Genomic DNA, 2048 nt, shown 5'->3' with positions numbered 1-2048 from the left:
CTTCGGCGGCATCGGCGGCTCGTTCGGATCGACCACGCATTCGATGAGGCACGGCCCCGGTGTTGCCAGCGCCTCGCGGAGCTGATCGCCGCAGCGTTCGGGATCCTCGATGTGGACGCCCGCGATGCCGCAGCCGCGGGCGACCTCGACGAAGTCGATCGGCTCCAGCTCGCAGCCATATTCGGGGTTGCCCAGGAACACCATCTGCTCCCACTTGATCTGGCCGAGCGCGTTGTTCTTGATGACGACCAACTTCACGTCGAGATTGTATTTCCTCAGCGTCACCAGGTCGCCCATCAGCATCGCCATGGCGCCATCCCCGATCACCGAGATGATTTGCCGGCCCGGATAGGCGATCGACGCGCCGATCGCATAAGGCAGTCCGCAGGCCATGCTGGCCAGCGTGCCCGAGCAGCTGAATTGCTGGCCCGGGCGCATGTCGATGTGGCGCGCCGTCCAGGCGGTGATCGTGCCGCTGTCGGTGATGACGATCGCATCGTCGCGCAGCAGCTTGTTGAGCTCGTGGGTGACGACCTGCGGCTTCATCGGCGTGTCGCGCCTCGTGCCGCGCTCGTGCATCAGCGCGCGCCATTCGCGCATCGTCTCCTGCGCGGCCTTGAGATAAGCGTCGCTGGGGTTGGGTCGGACGAGCGGCAGCAACGCCTCCAGCGCCTTGGCGCTGTCGCCGACCAGCCCCGCCTCGACCGGGTAGCGAAGGCCGATCCGCTTCGGATCGACGTCGATCTGCACGGCACGGGCGCTGCCCGGCTTCGGGTAGAATTCGACATAGGGGAAGCAGGAGCCGACGATCAGCAGGGTGTCGCAGCTCTCCATCGCCTCCTGCGACGCCTTGGTGCCGAGCAGGCCGACGCCGCCGGTCGCATAGGGGCTCTCGTCGGGAATGGCGCCCTTGCCGAGCAGCGCCATGCCGACCGGCGCCTTCAGCCGCGCGGCGATCGCTTCCAGCTCCGCGCGGGCGCCGAGCGCGCCGCGGCCGGCGAGGATGAAGGGCTTCTTCGCCTCCGACAGGATCGCGGCGGCGCGTTCGAGCTGGGCGGAATCGGGCAAGTGCCCGCCGCGTGCCATGATGTTCGACACATGATCCTTGATGTTGCGCTCGGAACGCTCGTCCTTGGAGACCGCCTGCGACTGGACGTCGACCGGAATGGTGATGTGGGTCGGCTGCCGGTAGGCGAGCGCGGTGCGGCAGGCCATTTCGGCGACATTCTGCATATGCGCCGCGCCCATCACCCGCACACTGTAGGCACAGGCGTCCATGAACAATTTGTCGAGGTCGACGTCCTGCTGGGTGTAGGTGTCGAGCAGATCGTGATGCTGCAGGCCGGTGATGGCGAGGACCGGCTGGCCGTCGAGCTTGGCGTCATAGACGCCGTTGAGGAGATGGATGCCGCCGGGACCGGAGGTGGCGAGGCAGACGCCGAGGCGGCCGGTGAACTTCGCGTAGGCGCAGGCGGCGAAGGCGGCGGCTTCCTCATGCCGGACCTGGACGAACTTGATCTCCTCGTGCCGGACGCGGAGCGATTCCATGACGCCGTTGATGCCGTCGCCGGGCAAGCCGAAGACGGTGTCGACGTTCCAATCGATGAGCCGCTGGACGAGGATATCGGCGGCGGTTGTGTGAGCCATGCGCCTATGGCTGCAGAGGGCGTGCCGCAGCGCCGTGCGCGGCTTGCCCGAGCAAGTCGCCGGGCGCTGTTGAGCAGTCGCTGAGCCAGGCCCTGCGCACACTCGGCGGGATCGAATCCGACGCATCCGAGCCAGCTGACGATGGGAGACCACGCCATGAACATCCGCATTGGTGCGCACGTCGAAGCCACGGACGGTCGAGTTGGCGACGTCTCGCGCATCGTCGTTGCCGCTCGAGGCCGGCGTTTGACCGAGCTGGTGGTGCGCGACGGCCGCGTGTTCGGCACCGAGCGCCTCGTGCCGATGGAGGACGTGACCAACGCCAGCTCCGACAAAGTCTCGCTGCGCGTGAGCCACGCCCAGTTCAACCTGCTGCCGCCGTACAGCCGCACGGTGGACTA

The 2048-nt window shown here is 67.3% G+C and carries 2 protein-coding genes; one reads left to right on the top strand and one right to left on the bottom strand.

Translation table 11 applies throughout. The features are described 5' to 3' along the window. Positions 1-1647: thiamine pyrophosphate-dependent enzyme (locus JOY90_RS04100; protein WP_291689882.1), on the bottom strand; the 1647-nt coding region annotated here is incomplete at its 3' end. Positions 1648-1803: 156 nt separating this feature from the next. Here JOY90_RS04100 and JOY90_RS04095 point away from each other — a divergent pair. Next, a partial coding sequence (locus tag JOY90_RS04095; RefSeq protein ID WP_291689881.1) for a PRC-barrel domain-containing protein occupies positions 1804-2048 on the top strand: 245 nt, incomplete at its 3' end.

It is taken from the genome of Bradyrhizobium sp. (assembly GCF_019242285.1).
GTDB lineage: Bacteria > Pseudomonadota > Alphaproteobacteria > Rhizobiales > Xanthobacteraceae > Bradyrhizobium.
Note: the sequence above shows the minus strand (reverse complement) of the source record. Positions and strands in the feature narration are given on the sequence as shown.